14 protein-coding genes and 1 tRNA gene are annotated in these 18102 nt (G+C 47.5%); 10 read left to right on the forward strand and 5 right to left on the reverse strand.

Annotated elements, in window-relative coordinates:
- Nucleotides 1–20 precede the first annotated feature (20 nt).
- Nucleotides 21–251 carry a hypothetical protein gene (locus tag ACR0QV_RS01225; protein ID WP_432634190.1) on the reverse strand — a complete coding sequence of 77 codons (231 nt, stop codon included), beginning with the start codon at nucleotides 249–251 and terminating at the stop codon, nucleotides 21–23.
- 252 nt (nucleotides 252–503) lie between these two features.
- Between ACR0QV_RS01225 and ACR0QV_RS01230 the strand changes: the two genes are divergently transcribed.
- The 8 genes from ACR0QV_RS01230 to ACR0QV_RS01265 all read left to right on the forward strand — a co-directional run bounded on the left by ACR0QV_RS01230 (nucleotide 504) and on the right by ACR0QV_RS01265 (nucleotide 10536).
- On the forward strand, nucleotides 504–1187 hold the full coding sequence (locus ACR0QV_RS01230; protein ID WP_432634191.1) for a type IV pilin protein: 684 nt from the start codon (nucleotides 504–506) through the stop codon (nucleotides 1185–1187).
- A 64-nt stretch (nucleotides 1188–1251) separates the two neighbouring features.
- Nucleotides 1252–1323, forward strand: a tRNA-Arg gene (locus ACR0QV_RS01235).
- 645 nt (nucleotides 1324–1968) lie between these two features.
- The gene (locus tag ACR0QV_RS01240) at nucleotides 1969–2883 is read left to right on the forward strand and encodes a hypothetical protein (RefSeq protein WP_432634192.1); all 915 of its coding nucleotides are present in this window, start codon (nucleotides 1969–1971) and stop codon (nucleotides 2881–2883) included.
- A 122-nt stretch (nucleotides 2884–3005) separates the two neighbouring features.
- On the forward strand, nucleotides 3006–4826 hold the full coding sequence (locus tag ACR0QV_RS01245) for a DUF262 domain-containing protein (protein WP_432634193.1): 1821 nt from the start codon (nucleotides 3006–3008) through the stop codon (nucleotides 4824–4826).
- 143 nt (nucleotides 4827–4969) lie between these two features.
- Complete coding sequence (locus ACR0QV_RS01250; protein ID WP_432634194.1) at nucleotides 4970–6169, forward strand: RecB family exonuclease; 1200 nt, start codon at nucleotides 4970–4972, stop codon at nucleotides 6167–6169.
- 1 nt (nucleotide 6170) lies between these two features.
- Nucleotides 6171–8090 (forward strand): LTA synthase family protein, encoded by a 1920-nt coding sequence (locus ACR0QV_RS01255; protein WP_432634195.1) that lies wholly within the window; start codon nucleotides 6171–6173, stop codon nucleotides 8088–8090.
- A complete protein-coding gene (locus ACR0QV_RS01260; RefSeq protein WP_432634196.1) occupies nucleotides 8087–9538 on the forward strand; it encodes an FGGY family carbohydrate kinase in 1452 nt (483 codons plus the stop codon). The genes ACR0QV_RS01255 and ACR0QV_RS01260 overlap by 4 nt, the downstream gene beginning before the upstream one ends.
- A gap of 221 nt (nucleotides 9539–9759) precedes the next feature.
- A complete protein-coding gene (locus tag ACR0QV_RS01265; protein WP_432634197.1) occupies nucleotides 9760–10536 on the forward strand; it encodes a type IV pilin protein in 777 nt (258 codons plus the stop codon).
- Nucleotides 10537–10591: 55 nt separating this feature from the next.
- Here the strand turns inward: ACR0QV_RS01265 and ACR0QV_RS01270 are convergent, their stop codons facing one another.
- Both ACR0QV_RS01270 and ACR0QV_RS01275 read right to left on the reverse strand, forming a co-directional pair.
- On the reverse strand, nucleotides 10592–12553 hold the full coding sequence (locus ACR0QV_RS01270) for an ankyrin repeat domain-containing protein (protein WP_432634198.1): 1962 nt from the start codon (nucleotides 12551–12553) through the stop codon (nucleotides 10592–10594).
- Between the two features lie 632 nt (nucleotides 12554–13185).
- Nucleotides 13186–13356 carry an indolepyruvate ferredoxin oxidoreductase subunit alpha gene (locus ACR0QV_RS01275; RefSeq protein ID WP_432634199.1) on the reverse strand — a complete coding sequence of 57 codons (171 nt, stop codon included), beginning with the start codon at nucleotides 13354–13356 and terminating at the stop codon, nucleotides 13186–13188.
- 151 nt (nucleotides 13357–13507) lie between these two features.
- On the opposite strand from ACR0QV_RS01275, the gene ACR0QV_RS01280 reads away from it, so the two are divergent.
- Nucleotides 13508–15451, forward strand: a complete 1944-nt coding sequence (locus tag ACR0QV_RS01280; protein ID WP_432634200.1) for a FeoB small GTPase domain-containing protein — start codon at nucleotides 13508–13510, stop codon at nucleotides 15449–15451.
- A 101-nt stretch (nucleotides 15452–15552) separates the two neighbouring features.
- Here the strand turns inward: ACR0QV_RS01280 and ACR0QV_RS01285 are convergent, their stop codons facing one another.
- Both ACR0QV_RS01285 and ACR0QV_RS01290 read right to left on the reverse strand, forming a co-directional pair.
- Nucleotides 15553–16032 (reverse strand): type IV pilin protein, encoded by a 480-nt coding sequence (locus ACR0QV_RS01285; protein ID WP_432634201.1) that lies wholly within the window; start codon nucleotides 16030–16032, stop codon nucleotides 15553–15555.
- A 295-nt stretch (nucleotides 16033–16327) separates the two neighbouring features.
- The gene (locus tag ACR0QV_RS01290; protein ID WP_432634202.1) at nucleotides 16328–16801 is read right to left on the reverse strand and encodes an LEA type 2 family protein; all 474 of its coding nucleotides are present in this window, start codon (nucleotides 16799–16801) and stop codon (nucleotides 16328–16330) included.
- Between the two features lie 65 nt (nucleotides 16802–16866).
- On the opposite strand from ACR0QV_RS01290, the gene pepT reads away from it, so the two are divergent.
- The gene (gene pepT, locus ACR0QV_RS01295; RefSeq protein WP_432634203.1) at nucleotides 16867–18102 is read left to right on the forward strand and encodes a peptidase T; all 1236 of its coding nucleotides are present in this window, start codon (nucleotides 16867–16869) and stop codon (nucleotides 18100–18102) included.

Below are 18102 nucleotides of genomic sequence, written 5' to 3' on the forward strand. Positions count from 1 at the left end.
AAGTCTAAAACGCCCTCTTTTTAGAGGGCGTTTTTGCGTGGTGGTGTCCTAATGTTATTCATATGAGCGGTCATTCTGAACTGGCGGCCCGCAGGGTTTTCAGAATCTACCTTATGGGTCGTCGTGGAGTTGTCGTCATCCCCGAGGAATTTAGTCGGGGATCTGTCGTTTCGTAAGAGAACAACAACAGCAAAAACAGATTCCCGACTACAACCTTCGGGAATGACGGCTTTTCCTCTTTTGTTTGTCATCCCGGAGTGTTTTTATCCGGGATCTGTTGTTTTGTTTGTTTGCGACCTTGCAAAAACAGTGTGGCTTCATTAGTCAAAAGAGGGAAAAAGGTAAGCCGTCCGCAGGACTTATTTTTAAAGGGGTTGTTTCGTTTTTTTTTTTTGTTAAAATTTTAATAAATTGCGGTGGGTGTACCCGGATGTATCCGGTGTATAAAAACGCGTATAAAAGGCCGTTTTGCTCAAATATAAAGGCCTTAACAAGGAGAAAAAATGAAAGGATTTAGTGATGTTAGCCGTGCGGCCACCCCAAACAGACGTCATTCCGTAAGGTTTCTGTACGGAATCTCGTCGTTTCGCAACAACAGATTCTGGACTACAACTTTCCAGAATGACGACACTAGCATAAGTGGCCGCACGGCTAATACTTTCCGTGTTGCAACATCAGGTTTTACTTTAATTGAATTATTAGTCGTCGTTCTCATTATTGGTATTTTGGCGGCGGTGGCTCTGCCGGAGTATCAGGTGGCCGTGTTAAAAAGCCGTCTGTCCAGCACTATGGCTACCGTCAAAACGATTGCTAACGCGGCAGAGGTGTATTATTTGGCCAATGGCGCCTACGCGCCGGACGACATTACGCTACTGGATATTTCGGACGTGAACGGGTGCAGAACTGGCGGCGAGGGGCGTGTGTATTGTGGCAACATTGAATACGATTACAATGCTGGAAGTGCTGGCGGCTGGCATACAAACGGACAAGACCGCATTGACGGGAAAATTTATTTAAATGGGGTGCAGACGATTTTCTATTTACAGTATTTGGAGCATAGTCCCAATTATGCCGGGGAAAGGCATTGTTTGGTGGCAAATGCTTCCTCCTCTGTGGCGCACCGTGTTTGCAAAAGTATGGGCGGCACGTTAGTCAGCGGCAGCAGTACGCAATACCGTTTGCCCTAGTTTGTAAGAAACTTTTGAAACTTGCGTGAATTTTTTGTAAAATAACATATATAAAAAGATTTGCGCCCCCATAGCTCAATGGATAGAGCATCTGCCTTCTAAGCAGGGGATATAGGTTCGATTCCTATTGGGGGTAAATATAGAACCCGCGGAAGCGGGTTTTTTATTTACCCGCAAAGCCACATAAACTGCTTTATGTGGCGGTAGGAAGCGAAAGCCGGAGCCTTATACGAGTTTGAGGCCGGAGGCCGAAAGGCGAGTATGGCGAGGCGGGGCCGCGAGCGCCGAGGGTCAACGAGGCGACTTGTGGCCGATGACCTTAAAGGTAAATATAGAACCCGCGGAAGCGGGTTTTTTATTTACCCGCAAAGTCGCATAAATTGCTAAAAAGCCCTTTTTTATCGTCGTAAAACCGTGCTTGCAATAAGCAGAAATAGCGGACCTGTGAAGCAGTAGCGTTGTCAGCAAATTGTCAGCATAAATGTCCGCATTGCTATCTCTCTTTTATTTGCCCCACAACCATCTAAGTTAATATCTTGTGTAGTTTGGGCGAAATTATATTTCCTATTATCTGCTGGCAATTTTCCCTCCACCTTTTCATATAGGTCCAAAGACCTATGCGCCATTAGGCCTTTTGGCCCTGTTTTTTGCATAAAAAAACAACAACCCTATTAAAAATATTTAGGCTTTTTTGCTAAAAAACAGTAGATTTTTGGGGTATAACTTGATATAGTGAAAGTGTACCCGAATTAAACCGACAACAAGAAAAGGAGTACCTAAAATGAAACAACTCGTATTAGCCCTGCTGTTACTGGGTTTGGCAGTTCCTGGTTCTGCCCAAGCCGGTAAAGCTCCTGTCGTTGCTGCAAAACAAGTAAAGAAAGTTGCTACCGCGTTTAAAGTCCGTGTACCTGCGGCTCCGCGCGTATCCAGCAAAGTGCTTAAACAGCAATATGCCTTGGTCAGCCGCTCTTTGGCGATTGCCCAACAAGTGCATAGCCAGCAAGTGGCCCAAGTGCTGACGGACGCTTCTCTCGCCGCGAAAGAACGCTTGGCGGTATTGGAAAAACTGGACGCCGAAACGGCTGAATTAACGGCCAGCCTGAACGAACGCGCGATGAAGGCGCAAGCCCAATGGGGCGAACGCTTGTTAGTGGAACGCAATCCGAATTTCTTTCCTAAAAAAGATCCCAACATCCCGGGTATGCTCTCCGAATCGGCCAAGCCGACGGAATATCCCGATATGTCTCCGGCCTTCTTCCGCGAGGTGGTCGCCTTGGTGCCCGAGTATGAAGAATTGCCCGAAGAGGTAAATATGCTTGCAGTGGCCTTGGGTAAAAAATTGGGTTTTATGGAGCAAACCATTACCCAGTTAAAAGATGTCAAACTGGCCGCCAACAAAAAGATTGCAATGAGCGAAACGGAAATGGAAAAACGCTTCTACCGCAACCAAGTAAAAAAGGCGGACCGCGAACTGGCGAAACTTTCCAAACAAGCCGCTCAGGCCGCGGCGGATTTGGTGGACTTGATGAACCTTTATCCGTCCTTGTACAAAGACGCTTTGACGTTGGTAGCCGTTAAATTGGATACCTACCCCGTTAAAACGGACTTTGTAAAATACCTGCGCGGCAAAGTGCGCTTGCCCTCTACGGTTAAGGAAGAGGCTCCTCGCCGCAGAATCGGTTTTGGCAACTAAAAAACTGTATTTATAAAAAGCCCCGCTTAATGCGGGGCTTTTTTGTGTGCTAATTTTTGTATTTTATAAACTTAGGTTTTTGCTATAATAAGATCATATTATAGCCTTTATGGAGAATCCTTATGCCGACGATGCAAGTAAGTGCAGAAGCAAAATCTATTAGTGAAATCTTTTCTAAATTTTTCTCTATTCCTGCGTATCAACGCGATTATGTTTGGAAAGAAGAAAATATCGAGGCTTTTTTTAATGACATTTTAGAGAGTTTTAATAGTAATGCAAATAAAGATTATTTTATGGGTAGCCTTTTGTTGGCGCGGCACCCAGAGAATAGTGCGTCGTACTTTGTTATAGACGGACAACAACGTTTAACAACCAGTTATATTTTACTTAAATTATTTTTGGATTTCTCTAAAGAATATGGTACTGAAAACGAACAATTTTATATTAAACTCTCTTTATGTAATCCAACATCAAAAGGCTTGCAATATAAGGTAACTTTCCTATACGAACAAACACAAAAATTAATGGATGAATTTATAAGACAAGAAACCTTGGAGGATTCCTTACTTTTTATTAGCAAAGTCTATAAAATGGGGTCTTGTTCTCAATCCGAATATAGAATGTTGGAGGCGTACCGTCATTTCAGCAAATTGCTAAAAGAGCAATTTACTAAAAATAACATATTGGATTGGGCGTCTATGTATGAATATATAAGTTATTTCCAACAGCACGTTATTTTTTCTGTCATTTATACCGAAAATACACAGGATGCGCTCATATTATTTCAAAATATGAACGATAGAGGGGTCTCTTTAACAAAAACAGATTTATTAAAAAATTTGTTATTCCAACACTTAAAGGAAAATACTTTGGCTGAAAATGAGAAAAATCTTTCTCTTAAATGGCGTGAATTTGTTAAGACCATTGAGAAAAGCAAAAATATGAATATTACACCAGACCGTTTTTTGCGCCATTATATAATGGTCAAAACTGGACGTTCTGATATTCAAAAAGGCAATGTCTTTAATGAAATTGCAGATAAAAAAGATATTTTAAATATAAGACAAAATCCAATAGAAGCCTTTGATGATATTTTGGAAAAAGCGAAATTGTATGTGAATATTCGGGCTTATGGAAAAAGGACCTCTGACGGTAAGGAAATTCAGGGGTTATTAAATATGCAAGCACTAAAAGTAGAGCAACAAGTATTACTCCTTTTAGATACAGAAAAAATGCCAGACGATGTTTTTGAGGATTTTTCTTCCAAAATAGAAAATTTATTGTTTGTCTATATGGTCTCTGGCGTATTAACAAAGCAATATGAATCATTGTTTTGTCGTTGGAGCCACGAGGATATACAATACATAGATTCCAAGGAAAAATATGAGAAATTTTTAAATGAAAAATTTTTACCTGAATTATATAAAAACAAAAAAATATTTGAAGAACGTTTTAACCAATTATCCCAACAGGGACTGGTAAAGTACAAGCAAAAATACATTTTAGGAAAATTGGCCCAGTTTTTAGAACAAAAACGCGGTGAATTTAGATCATTAAAAGATGTAATGAAAAAATATAAGGAAATTGAACACATTTGGCCCCAAGAACCGAATGAAGCAGTTAAACAAGCGTGTAATTTGTCTCCCGAGGATTATGCCGCTTGTATGCAAAAGTTGGGCAATCTAACATTGCTGAATAAAAAATTGAATATACAAGCCAGCAATGGAGAATTTTCTGTAAAGGTGCCTTATTATGAAAATGAGGATTTGTTGCTTACTAAATGTTTAGTTAAGAATTTGGACTGTTATGGAAAGCCCTTTGCAAATTGTTTGCAAAGTTATAATATTGTGCCCTTTACTACTTGGGATGAGCATTGTATAGAGACACGACAACGCAGTTTAACGGCTATGGCTCTAACTATTTGGGGATTAAACAAAAAATAAATTTAATGCCGTTATATGCTGTTAGCCCCGCTTAATGCGGGGCTTTTTTGTGGGGTGGAATAGATTTATTTGAAAAGCGTTTTTTATCGGCGTTTGGCTCTGTAAAATGCTAAAATAAACTAACTGCATTTGGGGAGTATTTTATGGCCAGAAATTTATCGTTTTCTTATTCTAAAATGGGTATGTATAAAGAATGCCCGCAGAAGTACAAATTCCGCTACGTCCATATGTTGCCCGAGCAACCCAAGTATTACTTTGCGTTCGGCTCCGCGTTGCACGAGGTAATGGAGTATATTTATAACCCGGCGAACCCGGTTTTCCCCACCTTGGCGGAAGCGTTGGTATTTTTTGAAAACCATTGGAACAAAACCACCTACGAGCAAAAGGGCTATGCGTCGCTTGAAAAGGAACTGGCCGGATATGCCGAGGGGCGGCGGATTATTGAATCCTATTACGCCAAAAACGCGGCCACCTTTGCGCATCCGCTGTCCGTGGAAATGAAGAGCACCCTGGATATTGACGGGCTGAGCCTGATTAGCATTTTGGACCGTATGGATTATTTGGGCGACGGGAAAATCAAAATTTTGGACTATAAAACGGGCAAAACCGTCCAGCGCGAGCCAGACCAACTGTATATGTACCAAAAAGTGGCCGAAAACTCCCCCGCCATCCGCGCGCTGGTGGAGCAGAAGGACCCGGGGGTAAAGGAAATCCGCGTGGCGCAACTGAGTTTTTACCATTTGCCCACTTTGCACGAAATGACGTTTGAACGCGCCGAGGACAAGGAAATTTTTGAATTTTGGCAAGGCGTTTTAAAGGTGGCGGACAACATCCGCGCGGGCAATTTTGCCCCCACTCCCGGCGAAAACCAGTGCCGCTGGTGCGATTACCGCAATATTTGCCCCGTGTTTACGGGTAAGGAATACACCGGGCCGACGGGCTTTGCGGCGCGCAAAGTAACACCGGCCCCCGCCGAACAACCCAAGAGCGAGCAAGAAATTTTGAGCGAAAAAATTGACCGTTGCGGGGCGCTATTGGACGAAGCAAAGGCCTTGCAAAAGGAAATTATTTCGCTAATGCGCAAAAATAATTTTGAACGCCACTTCGGCAAACAATACAAGGCCGAACTTTCCCGCGTGGAAAAGTTGGAATTTACCGATAAAGAAAAAGTGGTGGAACTTTTGCGCACGCTTAAATTGTTAGCCAAGACCTTGGTTCCTACGCAAAGCACGGTCGCTGGGTTACTAACAGATGCGTCCGTCCCGGCGGAAGCCAAGGCCAAATTGCAGGCATTTGCTAAAAAAGAAGAGGACATCAACTTAAATTTAACCAAGGCGGAATAGTATGATACAAAAAACGGATTTTCGCTTGAAGTGGTCTTTTTTTATTGTGCTGGTGGCGGCCCTACTGTTTACCGTGGCCCGCGCGGCGCTTTTTTTATTAAACCGCGATTTTTTCAGCGCGTTATCCGGGGCGGAGATTTTTTCCGCCTTTTTAAATGGGCTCCGCTTTGATTTTTCCGTGATAGCCCTTTTTATGGGGCCGGTGTTGTTGTTGCTCAATTTGCCCGTGCGTGGGCGCGGCTGGGTGAAGTTTTGGATGGGCGTATTACTGGCCGAACTGATTTTTGCGGCGGGCTTTTTAATCGGCGATTTGATTTATTTCCCCAAGGTAAACCGCCACATTGCCGAGGAAATCGTGCAGGTGGCCAACGACTGGGGCTATGTGTTAAAGTATATGCTTACGCAGGTTTGGCTGCCGCTTATTATGCTGTTGGGCGGCTTTGCGTGGGCGGTGCGCGCGGTGTGCCGCTATACGGATAAACATTTTCAGGCTAACCGTTTCAGCAAAATCCGCACGGGCGAAATTTTGTTTTTAATTGTGCTCCTTACCTTTTTAGGCATCCGCGGGCACATTGGGCGCGGCAAATCCTTGGGCGTGGCTGATGTGTATAATTATGCCTCATCCCCCGCCGCCGCCTCCCTTACGCTAAACGGCGCGTTTACGGCCTATCAGGTGGGCAGAAAGGGCGCTATGGAAATTTCCAATGCGTTCCCGGCGGATAAGGCCTTGGAACTCACACAAAAACGCTTTGTAGCCGCGGACGAAACCGTGCCGGATGAAAATTATCCCTTAATGCGCCAAGCCCAGCCGGACGATAAACCGCTTGCAAAAGGTTACAACGTGATGATTGTGCTTTTGGAAGGTTGGCACCCGTATTATGTGGACGGTTTATCCGGCCAAAACTTTGGCGCTACCCCGGTATTTGACGATATTTTAAAAAACGGCGTGAACTTTACGAACGCCTATGCGGCGGGCCTGCGCAGTATTTTTGGCTTTGCGGCCGTGTTTGCGGGCGTGCCGTTGGTGCCCGGTCTGCCGATGTTTGGCTACGGGCTGGAATTAACCTCGTTTTCCCCTATGCCCAAGCACTTTGCCCAGGCGGGCTATTACACCTTTTTTGCGCAGACCTCGCACCGCGATTCGTACCGCCTCTGCGCGCTCGCTTCGTATTTGGGCGTAAAAGACAGTTACGGCTGGGAGGACATCCCAGAATTGTTAAAATACAAGGACCGCGCCCCCTTCGGCTACGATTATGACGCCTTAATGTTCGCGGCGGATAAAATTAAAAATCGCCACGAAAAGAATTTTATGGGTATGGTGTTTACTGGCATTACGCACGAACCGTTTGCTTCCACCTTGCCGCAGTTTGACAAATACCCGTACGACTCGTGGGAGCACGGATTCTTAAATACGCTGTCGTTTGCCGATTGGTCTATCGGCGAGTTTTTAAAGCGCGCCAAAGAGGACGGCTGGTTTGATAATACCATTTTTGTCTTCGTGGCGGACCACACTTCGGGCGGCCCGGCGGACGATTCCCTAAAAAACCATTTCCGTATTCCGCTGGTTATTTATGCGCCGAAACTTTTTAAAGGGCAGGAAGCCAAGCAAATCGTTTCGCAATTAGATTTAATCCCCACACTTTACCGTTTGACGGGCCTTACGCCCGCTTATACGGCCTTTGGGCGGGATATGTTTGATACGTCCTTTGACCGCGCGGCGTTCGTGTCCGAGGGTGTGAATATCGGGCTCATTACCGCGGACGGCGAAATGCGCCACAGCGGCGGAAAGATTTTGTCCGCCACGCCCGGTATGGATACCGAAAAGGCCGAAGAAACCTTGCTTTCCTTGGACAAGGCCGCCTATACATTACTCAAAGAAAACCGCTGGTATAAGCCGCAAACGGATGAGGCCAACCAATGAGCGGGAAACTCTTTGTTGCATTGGATTTGGGCACGTCCTCTTGCCGTGCCTTGGCCTTTAACCAAGCGGGGCAGACCGTGGCGCACAAAAGCCTTGCTCTTGCGCCAAAACGCCCCCAAAACGGCCTTTCTTATTATGACGGGGCCGAACTCCTGCGCGCGCAAAAAAATGTTTTAAATTCTCTTTTAATGCAAGTCGGGCCGCAAAACGTCCGCAGTATTTCGGTGGCCGGACAGCGTTCCACGGTGGTTTTGTGGCACAAGCAAACGGGCGAAGCCTTGGCCCCGGTGCTCACGTGGGAGGACGGGCGGGCGGCGGCAGAAGCGGAAAACGCTCCCGTCAGCCAGCCGGAAATCCACGCGGTAACAGGCCTGTATAAAACGCCGTATTTTTCCGCGCCCAAAATTGCCTGGTGCCTTAAAAATTGCCCGGCGGTTAAGCAGGCACTATCTGAAAACAATTTGCTGATTGGCCCGGTTCCCTCGTATTTCATTTATCATTTAACGGGTGGCAAAACCTTTGCCACGGATGCTACGCTTGCCCAGCGGATGCTGCTTTTGGATATCCGCACGAAAACTTGGAGCGCGGACCTGTGCAAGGCCTTTGGCGTGCCGCTTGAAGCCTTGCCCCAACTCCGCCCGAGTGCGGCAGATTACGGCGCGTACGAATTTGAGCAGGTAAAAATTCCCCTTTGCGTGTGTGCGGGCGACCAGCAGGCCGCCGCGTGGGGCCGTTTAAAGGCCGGGCAAACGCTTATCAATTACGGTACGGGCGCGTTTTTGCTCCATAATGTGGGACACGAAGAACGGGCCGTTTTGCCGGGCGTGCTGACCTCCTTGGCCGCTTCTTGTGCGGCTTGCCAAAGTGATTATTTATTGGAAGCCCCCGTTAATGCGGCGGGGAGCGCGCTCCAATGGTTAAAGGCGCAGGGGCTTTCCCTGGATGATAAAAAGATAGACGCTTTGTGCACCTCGTCCGCGGCCCCGGTGTGGCTTTTGCCGGCCTTGGGCGGCTTGGGCGCGCCATATTGGGATTTTTCCTTGTCTCCCGTGGCGGCGGGCTTGTCCCCCCTTACCCAAAAGGCCGATTGGGTGGCCGGAGCGGTGCGCGGCATTGCGTTTTTGCTGGCCGACATTGCGGCCTATTTGCGGGCCAATCAGGTGGCTGTTAGCGGTCCGGTGGCGGTATCGGGCGGGCTTACGCGCCTCACCTATTTAATGCAATTTCAGGCGGATTTGTTGCAAGTTCCGCTGACGTTAAGCGACGAGCCCGAAAGCACGGCCTTGGGCGCGGCGCGCTTGGCGGCTGATTATATGGGCGAGCCGTTGCAAGAGCCCCCGGCGGATATTCCGCGCACTTTTTCGCCAAAAATGACGCCCGCGGAGGCCCGTGCCTTGCACCAAAAATGGCAAGCCTTTTTAACTTGGTGCAAAGCGCAACCCCGTTAATTTTGCGGTTGGCTGTTTACTAATTTTCCCCCGCTTTTTTAGGCGGGGTTTTTGTTTTTATATTCTTTGTTGGCTGTGTGTTTATAAAGGGGTTGTTTCGTTTTTTTTTTTTGTTAAAATTTTGATAAATCGTAGTGATCGTACCCGGATGTGCCTGGTGTATAAAAATGCGTATAGAAGGCCGTTTTGCTCAAATATAAAGGCCTTAAAAAGGAGAAAAAATGAAAGAATTTACTTCTGTTTTGTCATTGTCGTTGCCGTCATCCCCGATTGTCTGCCGGCGCGGAGCGTTCGGGGATCCGTTGTTATCAAAAAAGGAAAACGACATATTCCCGACTACGACACTCGGGAATGACAACAAAAACAACAGCAATTATAACAACAGATTTCGTACCCCTGCGGGCCGCACCCTGGCGGGTCGCACCCTAGCGGGCCACCAAACACTCGGGGATAACGACTTTATGAAAAAAGAAGGTCGTCCTGAACGGGCGGCCCGCAGGGTTTCAGGATCTACCGCGTGGGTTGTTAGTAGTGGCTTTACGCTTATAGAACTATTAGTCGTTGTCCTTATCATTGGCATTTTGGCCTCGGTAGCCTTGCCGGAATACAACAAGGCGGTTGAAAAAAGCCGTGCGGCGGAAGCCATAAATGTAGTCCGGGCTATAAAGGTAGCCAACGAGGCCTATTTTATGGCAAACGGTTCTTACTCCAACGACTTAAACGATTTGGATATTCAAATCCCCGGAAAGGACGGGAATTACAACAGCGTTCCCCGCAAAGAAAGCAGCCTTTTTTCATTTGCGGCTTCTGCCAATGTTGTCGGGGTTGGAAGTGTAGTAGCCTTGGGAAATCGTTTTCCTTTGGCAACCAAATATATTATTTTTGCTTTGCCAAATAGGGATAATTTTTACTGTAAGTTTTACGGGCCTGAGGGCGAAACGCTTTGCAAATCGTTGGGCGGCACCAAGTATTCCAGCCAAGTGTATATAGTTAATTAGCCATAGATAAAAAAGCCCCGCAGAAGCGGGGCTTTTTTGTGCGTCTAAAACTTATTTACAGTACGTCCGCCATATTTACTTCCTGCGGTTTTACTGTGGCGGCCTTTACTGTGGCTTTGGCGGCTGCCTGAGTCTTGGCGGCGGAAGTTTTTACAGCCGTTTTGCGGGCGGTCGCTTTTCTGCGGGCCTGCGTAGCGCGGCGTTTTGCCGTGTTTCTTTTGGCGGTGGCATTGGTTTTAGCCTTGTTTGCCGTAGCCTTGGCTTTTACAGCCTGCGCTTTGGCCTTGGTTTGGGCGGCAGTTGTGGTAGCCTGAACTTTTTGCGCGGCTTCTTCGCTCTGCGCTTTCACTTCGGCGGCGGCTTCGGTTACTTGCGTATCGGTAGCCGTTAAGCGACGGTTAATTTCTTCTTCCATAGCCGCTTCCTTTTGCGCTCTGGCTTCTTCCAACTGTTTTTGCAAGCGTTCCAATTCCGGGTCGTTTTGGTATTCCTGTTCCACTTGCGCGCGGACTTCGGCGGCTTTGGCTTCGGCCGCGGCCTTGGCTTGAGCCAATTCTTCCTCTTTTATCTGCTGTACGCGGGCTTCGTCTTGCGCAAGTTGGTTTTCCAATTCTTGCACTTCGGCTTGCTTTTGCGCCTGGATTTGCAAGGCTTGCTGAACAACCTCGGCCTTTTTAACGCCCAATACATTAGCCGTTAAAGAGTTCGGCAAATATTGGTCCGTAAGCGTAAAAGCGTTTTCGCCATTATTGTTGGCGGCGCTGACTTCGGCCCCTTGCTGGATGAAGAAGAGGGCTACCTTGTCGTTTTTAGCCTTGATAGCCGACAAAAGCGGCGTGTTGTTTTCGCGGTCGCGCGAGTTGATATCCGCACCCGCCTTTAACAGCGCCTGCGCGGGGGCCACGTCCGTAGCGTAAGCACTATAAACGATAGCGGTGCGGTCTTGAAAATCCTTTTCGTTGGGGTTAATGCCTTTTTGTTTGAGCAAAATGTTTAAGCACTCTTGCTGGTTTTTAGAAGAGGCACGCATTAACGCGGTTACGCCGTTGTTGTCCTTGGCGTTTACGTCAGCACCCAAGGAAAGTAAATTACGAAGCGTATCGGTTTGCCCTTGTTCTACGGCGTAGAAAATCGGCGTGCGACCGGAAAGGTCCGCAATATTTACATCGGCCTTACCGGTGCGAACGAGCAGGCGGACGGTGTCGCTATGGCCTTCGGCCGCCGCGGCGGAAAGGGCGGAAAGCCCCGTGGCCGGGTTGCGGTAGTTTACCATAGCCCCGTGAGCCAAAAGGACCTTTATATTATTATTTAATCCTTTTTGCGCCGCATAAATAAGGGGCGTGTTACCTGCGTTGTCGGGCAGATTTACAGCCGTGTTATCAAGCGCAATTAAGTTAGAAATTAATTTGGCATTGTCCGTGCCGGCAGCATAAATAAGAGCGGTTTTGCCCAAGTCGTCCTTGGCGGTTACATCAGCACCGTGCTTGACGAGGTAGGCCACCACTTCGGTATTGCCCGCGGCCGCGGCGGAAATAATCGGCGTTACGCCATAACTGGAAGCATCGTTTACAACGGCTTTGCCGTCTTCCACGAGCATTTTGATAATTTCCATATTGCCCTTTTCGGCGGCAATGGTAAGCGGCGTAATCCCCGCGTAGTTCTTTTCGTTCACGTTTACGTTAGCGTACATCAGCGTGCGCACGCGGTCCACATCGCTGATTTTGACGGCGCGGACCAAGGACGTATCATAGACGTATTTAGTCTTGGCGCGCGGGCGGTTGCCCAAGGTGTCGCCTTCGTATTTCTTTTGTTCGGCGCCAAACAAGGTTCCGCGGTAAATATCGCCGGGGACTTGCGTGGCTTGCTGGGCGATAGCGTCGGTGGCGGAACGCGGGGTGCGTTCGCCCAAGACCACGCCTTCATACCCTGTGTAATAGTCGTCTTGGCTGTCGGCGTTTTGTGCCACAAGCGGACTGACGGCTAGTGTGAAGACAAAAATGAGTCCTAGTTTTTTCATATATATAATCTCCCTCCAACTATTATATTATAACCAATGCAGAGGGAAAAGTTTTAAATTTTTTTGTAAAAATGCTGTTTTTGGTAATCTGAAAGAATTATACCTAAATAATGCTAAATTTTTAACATAGGACTTGCTTTTTTTTGTACTAGGTTGTATTATAGTTAGTATAAAGGCCAGTAAAGGCCGACGGATTTATCCCCCAGAACCTTTCGATTTACCCCCCGAACGGTTCTGAACAAAAGGGCCGGGCACATCCCCCGGCTCTTTATTTTTGGTTTTCTGAACAGAAAAACCAAGTAAAAAGTTCTTGTTCTTTTTCTTGCACAAGAAAAAGAACGAAAAAGAGTGGCGGGTCGGTGCCCATAAAAGGCAGTAACGGCGGGTATTTTTACAACTCGCCTTATCAGGCTCAAACAAGTAAAAATACTCCTCCGCCTTATACGCCTTTTATAAGCGGGCCAAGACCCGCAAAACAACTCTTAAAAGGAAATTCCTTAATATAAAAACCCGTACTCATAAAAGTACGGGTTTTTAAAACAATTTGCGGATGACGCGCGCTCTTACAGAGCAATCGCACTCACCGGGGTCCTGCGGACGGCGGGAGCAAATCTGCCCTGTTCGCGCTGCTCTTACAGAGCGATGGCGCTCACCGGGCAGGTGCCGGCGCAAGAACCGCATTCAATGCATTTGGAAGCATCAATGTTTCTTTTGCCGTCCACTTCGCTGATGGCGGCTACGGGGCAAGAAGATTCGCAAGCACCGCAGTTAATGCAAACATCCGGATTTACTTTATAAGCCATAAAATAAGTCTCCTATTAGGTTAAGTTTGTATATAAATTATACCAAAATTGTTTGGCGGCGGGTATGGGGTTCCCCCGCCCGTCGGGGCCGCGGCCTTGTATTCATAGGGCGGTTTTGGTAAAATATAAAAGTAAGGAAAAACTAACTTTTATGGAAAAAGAAACTTCCCGCACTTTACACTCTTTAAAACCGGGCAATACCGCCCAGATTAAAGACATACAAACGGACGCCAAAATGACCGAAAAACTAGCGGCTATGGGGCTTGTCCGCGGACAATTTATTACCCGCAAACCCGGGTCCAGCCCGGTGGTTGTCAGCGTTTCGGGCACCGAGGTTGCTATCGGGCGCGAAACCGCCAAAAAAATTATCGTAACCGCTAAAAAGAATACCTTTCTGTTGGCCGGAAACCCCAACGTGGGCAAGAGCCTTATCTTCTCGCGCTTGACGGGTATCGGCATTATATCCTCCAACTTCCCGGGTACGACGGTTGGCCTAAACTATGGGCAAACCGTGTTTGACGGCGAGTCCTACGATATCATTGATATTCCTGGTCTTTACCGCTTGGAAGAAGAGTGGGTATTGGAAGGCAAAAAACATAACCTGTTTAAAGAATTGGAGTACGATTTTATCGTATGTGTGGCGGATGCTTCGCACTTGGAGCGCAACTTATATTTCCTGTTGGAAATTATGCAACTTAAAAAGCCCGTCATCCTCCTGTTAAACAAGTACGACGAAGCCGTGCGCAAAGGGATTCAAATTAATGTAAAGGAACTGGAAAAGCAACTGGGCATCCCGGTCATCCCCACGGTCGCTACGACGGGCGAGGGCTTAAAGGAACTTTCCTACCAAGCGGCGCGGATTGCCTCGCACCAAGCAGTTTTGAGCAGTTTGGTTATCCCGTCCGACCCGGAAGAAAAATGGCACGTGATTGGCCGCATTATCCAAAAGGTGCAAACCATTAAGCACAAACACGCTTCCTTTTTGGAACATTTGCAAGGCTGGGCGACGACGCCAGCAACGGGCCTGCCGATTGCGCTGTGTGTGCTCGTGCTGTCGTTTTTTTTGGTCCGCTTTGTGGGCGAAAATATTATTGACTTGTTGGACCCGCTGTATGAAAATTATTACGTCCCGTTCTTGGAGCATATTTTCAGCGCGATTAAAGACAACGCGTTTGGGATGCTCCTGCTGGGCGACGGCGGCGAAAACTATTTCGGCGTGTTGACCGACGGCTTGCATATTGCGCTTATTGACGTAATGTCCTATGTGTTGGCGTTCTATGCGCTCTTGGGCTTCTTGGGCGATTTGGGCTACTTGCCGCGCCTAGCCGTACTTTTGGATAGTTTGCTCCACAAGGTCGGCTTGCACGGGTACGGCTCTCTGCCCATTATGTTGGGCTTTGGGTGCAAGGTGCCGGCGGTAATGGGTATCCGCGTATTGGAAACCCGCCGCGAGCGCATTATTGCCCTGGCGCTTATTTTGGTGCTGGCGCCGTGTATTTCCCAAACCGCAATGATTATTTCCATTTTGTCCCCCTACGGCTTAAAATATATGCTGATTGTATTTTTCGCCCTGTTTGTAAACGGTATTTTGGCGGGGACGATTTTAAATAAACTGATGAAGGGCGAAACGCCTGAACTGTTTATGGAAATCCCCTCGTGGCAAATTCCGCAATGGCGGCCTTTGCTGCGCAAGTTGTGGATCCGTATGAAGGAATACTTGGGCGATGCTCTGCCGCTTATTTTGGTGGGCGTGCTGTTTGTGGATTTGATGCAACTTTCCGGTCTGACCAACTGGATTGCCAAAATTGCGCGCTACCCGGTGGAACACATTTTAGGTTTGCCCGCGGACACAACGCCTTTGCTGATTTTGGGCTGCTTGCGCAAGGACGTATCTATCGCGCTGTTACAGCCGTTTAATCTGCCGCCTGCCGAGTTGGTGGTGGCGTGTGTGTTTATGGCGATGTACCTGCCGTGCGTGGCGACGTTCTTTGTAATGTTGCGCGAAAGCGGGTGGAAGGATACGTTTAGGGTAATTGCGCTGACGCTTTCCCTGGCGTTTTTATCCTCGTGGGTATTGCGCTTGATTTTGATGTAAAAACGCTTACGCGGATTAAAAGACACCCCCGGTAAATATTTTTTACCGGGGGTGTTTTACGTTGGTACAAAAAACCACCGGCATAGCCGGGGGGTAGTTAATCAGTTGAGTTCAAATTGCATTTGATTGGGCACAAAAGGATAAGTAGTTCCAGTTCTTCCGCTAATAGACTGGCAAACCTGTTGTCCAACTGTGTCATTAGTGTAGGCAATACACAGGTATTTGCCGGAATAATCCATATGTGCGGGAATATTAATCATAAAAAAACGAAAATTAAGAATTGGATTGCGTTTGGATATGATGAGAATATTATAGGTAGAAGGATCAAGCCTGATATCCCAATCTTTTAGGTTGGGTTCTTCTTCCCCCAGTTCTTCCCAATCCCTTGTGTAACGTCCATTAGCCAAATAGAACAGTTCTTCTGCTTGTGCCAAGTGTTTCCCCAAAACAAAGGCCTGCGTGGCGCGGGACTTTTCTACGGCTTTTTCGTACTGGGGCAGAGCGACGGCGGACAAAATGCCGATAATCAGCACCACGACTAATAATTCTATCAGGGTAAACCCCCTCTTGTTTGTTTGCATAAGTTCTCCTTGATTGGCTGTTTTGGAAAATATATGCAAAAAAACGGCTGCTATATTTGAGCTTCTTGCAGTAACCCAAAACATAACAGCCGTGGTTTGCCACCCTTTCGGGCGGCAAACACTCGGCACAAAACAACCGGGTAATTAGTCCGTTTATTTTGTGCCTAAAACGACTGTTTTTGGACTGCAAGAATGCCGCTTGTACAAACGGCTCTCCGTATTCTGCATACGGTTCCAAAAACAGATAAATTTTTACCGGGGATATTCCTCCCCGGGTCCTTCTTACAAAATCCTCTTAATCCGTAATATTATAACTGCCGTAACGGCCGATATCCACCGGCACGGGGATTTCCGTTCCCAGCGGGCCGTCAAAATACATCGTACCCGTCAAATGGTAATCCAGCGTGCCGCTGCCCATACTGATAAGCCCCAATAATTTGCTGTTAAAGGCGGACATCGGCACCGTAATTTTGGCCTTGGCGTTTTTGGTCGCGCGCGGTTCAATGCGCACATCCTTTAAGGTAACATCGGCCATTTTGTCGTCGTTAGCGGTTAACACGCCTTCAAAGCGTTTCACCGTGGCGGCTTCGGTTTTATTGGGGTTGGTAATGGCCACCACCACATCAAAGCCAAACGAGGTTAAATTGTAATCCGTCAGTTCCACACTCTTTAAGGCAAACTGGCAGTTGGCTACGTTTTGCGCTTCTTTCACGGACGCGCACGCGGTAAGCATTACCGCACAAAAAATGAATAAAAAGAGTTTCTTCACCTAAATCCTCCCAAATTACAAGATAATAAATTGTATAATAAATTAACCCTTTTATGGAGAAATTTATGAATTCTTTGCAACAAACTATCTATAACCGCTTTGCCCGCTATGTGGCGGTGGAAACCACCAGCGACCCCGCCAGCAGCGTAACCCCCACTACTTCCAGCCAGATTTCCTTTGCACATAAATTGGCTGACGAAATGCGCAAAATCGGCTTTGCCGAAGTAGAGGTGGACGAATACGGCTTTGTAACCGGGCTTATCCCGGCTAATACCGATAAAAAGGCCCCCACTATCGGCCTTTTTGCCCATATGGACACCGTTTGCGATTACAACGGTGCCAATATCCGCCCGCAAATCCACGAAAATTATGACGGCGGTACGCTGACCATCAACGCGGATAAAAAGATGTTTTTATCGCCCGAAACCGCCCCTAATTTGAAACTTTGCAAGGGCGACACTATCATTACCGCGGACGGTAATTCTTTGCTTGGCGGCGACGATAAAATGGGCATTGCCGTTATTATGTCTTTGGGCGAGTATTTATTGAAGCACCCCGAAATTAAACACGGCCCGGTAAAGGCCGCGTTTACCATTGACGAGGAAACGGGTACGGGCATTGCCTATTTTGATGTAAAGAAATTTGCGGCCGATTTCGCCTACACCATTGACGGTGCGACGTTGGGCGATATTGACTGCGGCAATTTTAACGCCGACACCGTAACCATTAACATTACGGGCAAATCCTGCCACCCCGGTTCTGCCAAGGGCTTTATGGCGAACCCGGTGCGTATTGCGGCTGATATTATTTCCTCTTGGCCGGAGGACAAACTGCCGGAAACTACGGACGGCGAGGACGGCTTTGTGCTGTTTAAAGACATTACCGGGGCCTTGGATACCGCTTGCGTGCAAGGTATCGTCCGCGAGCACGATTTGGCGAAATTTGAGCAGTTTAAAAAGGATTTGACTGCCCTCGTAGAAGAAAAGAGAAAGAAATATCCGGCGGCCAAAATTGAGGTGGAGTTCAAGGAACAATACCGCAATATGCGCGAGATTTTAAAGAAAAATCCGCAATCTATGGATTTGTTGGAAAAAGCCTTAAAGGAAAATGAGGTCCCCTACCGCTTGACGCAGGCGCGCGGCGGTACGGACGGCTCCCAACTTTCCTTGCGCGGGTTGCCTACGCCCAACATTTTTGCGGGGTACGAAAATCCGCACGGCCCATATGAGTGGGTGAGTATGAATTGGGCGGAAAAGGCCTTCCACGTGTTGGAAAGCGTGATTAAGGATGCCGCCAAATAA

It is taken from the genome of Candidatus Avelusimicrobium sp., from assembly GCF_050873505.1.
Classification (GTDB): Bacteria; Elusimicrobiota; Elusimicrobia; order Elusimicrobiales; family Elusimicrobiaceae; genus Avelusimicrobium.

Bases quoted from the DNA above. Each gene is read 5' to 3' on its own strand.
- ACR0QV_RS01225 (WP_432634190.1), bottom strand. From the start codon at position 251: ATGACAAACAAAAGAGGAAAAGCCGTCATTCCCGAAGGTTGTAGTCGG.
- ACR0QV_RS01230 (WP_432634191.1), top strand. From the start codon at position 504: ATGAAAGGATTTAGTGATGTTAGCCGTGCGGCCACCCCAAACAGACGT.
- ACR0QV_RS01240 (WP_432634192.1), top strand. From the start codon at position 1,969: ATGAAACAACTCGTATTAGCCCTGCTGTTACTGGGTTTGGCAGTTCCT.
- ACR0QV_RS01245 (WP_432634193.1), top strand. From the start codon at position 3,006: ATGCCGACGATGCAAGTAAGTGCAGAAGCAAAATCTATTAGTGAAATC.
- ACR0QV_RS01250 (WP_432634194.1), top strand. From the start codon at position 4,970: ATGGCCAGAAATTTATCGTTTTCTTATTCTAAAATGGGTATGTATAAA.
- ACR0QV_RS01255 (WP_432634195.1), top strand. From the start codon at position 6,171: ATGATACAAAAAACGGATTTTCGCTTGAAGTGGTCTTTTTTTATTGTG.
- ACR0QV_RS01260 (WP_432634196.1), top strand. From the start codon at position 8,087: ATGAGCGGGAAACTCTTTGTTGCATTGGATTTGGGCACGTCCTCTTGC.
- ACR0QV_RS01265 (WP_432634197.1), top strand. From the start codon at position 9,760: ATGAAAGAATTTACTTCTGTTTTGTCATTGTCGTTGCCGTCATCCCCG.
- ACR0QV_RS01270 (WP_432634198.1), bottom strand. From the start codon at position 12,553: ATGAAAAAACTAGGACTCATTTTTGTCTTCACACTAGCCGTCAGTCCG.
- ACR0QV_RS01275 (WP_432634199.1), bottom strand. From the start codon at position 13,356: ATGGCTTATAAAGTAAATCCGGATGTTTGCATTAACTGCGGTGCTTGC.
- ACR0QV_RS01280 (WP_432634200.1), top strand. From the start codon at position 13,508: ATGGAAAAAGAAACTTCCCGCACTTTACACTCTTTAAAACCGGGCAAT.
- ACR0QV_RS01285 (WP_432634201.1), bottom strand. From the start codon at position 16,032: ATGCAAACAAACAAGAGGGGGTTTACCCTGATAGAATTATTAGTCGTG.
- pepT (WP_432634203.1), top strand. From the start codon at position 16,867: ATGAATTCTTTGCAACAAACTATCTATAACCGCTTTGCCCGCTATGTG.